This window comes from Weissella sp. DD23 (genome assembly GCF_001579105.1).
In the GTDB taxonomy this organism is placed as follows: Bacteria; Bacillota; Bacilli; order Lactobacillales; family Lactobacillaceae; genus Weissella; species Weissella cibaria.
Genome location: NZ_KQ970394.1, coordinates 99,617 through 100,414 on the forward strand (window position 1 = coordinate 99,617; position 798 = coordinate 100,414).

Annotated in this window: 1 protein-coding gene; it reads left to right on the plus strand. The window is 42.7% G+C overall.

Going from position 1 to position 798, the window contains the following annotated elements; all coding sequences use genetic code 11:
• Positions 1–428: 428 nt before the first annotated feature.
• Positions 429–677, plus strand: a complete 249-nt coding sequence (locus tag WEIDD23_RS07895; protein WP_010370905.1) for a hypothetical protein — start codon at positions 429–431, stop codon at positions 675–677.
• Positions 678–798: the final 121 nt, after the last annotated feature.

The following is a 798-nucleotide window of genomic DNA, read 5'->3' on the forward strand; positions in this document are numbered from 1 at the left end:
ACTGAACTAGACGCCAAAAAGTATATGTATGCTCACGGCATGCAAGGTTACACGGTTGTGAAGCCAGCACGATTGACTTTTGACAAGCCAACTCGTAAGCGTGCATAAAATCAGAATGATAGGGGACTTAGGCAACTAGGTCCTCTTTTATTTTGCCTGCATGATGTTGAATTTCGTCTACCAGCTACCTTGGATGATAATCAAAAAAATCATGAGTGGATCTCGGCTGCTGGCATGGTGGTTGGGGTGTGACGGAGCGATTTGCCCAGGTAAATCTTTGGCGGAGTCACACCCCAACCACCATGCCTCGTGCGGTAGCACGACAAACAACATAGAACTGAATTCCCGCCGTTTGTGTTAATCAGGCTACTCGCGTTATAATTGTAAGGATAATAAGTAACTGTTGAGAAGTTGGAAACGAGAGTGGTATGTTAACAGTCATCAAACAGCACGAAGATGAAAATGTGATTGTTTACGATTACTACATCGAAGGGCGACAAGATGTTTACGAAGATACCGGCCATATTGTCATTGAGTCGATGGGTGGTTCTGCGACTTGGCGCGCCGTAAACGATGATACAGAACAGTATCTAAAGCAAGCCATCACCGCGTTGATCATGAAACGCAACGAAAACGGTGGTGTGTACCCAGATAACTTAAAGGTTGTGCAGGGTTAACAAAATTGAATAAGAGAGTCAGCAAGAGACATAAAACCGCTGGCATGGTAAACAGATGATGTTTATTATGCCAGTGGTTTTTTTATTAGCTATTTTCGAGTATGATTATTAATAATAATTA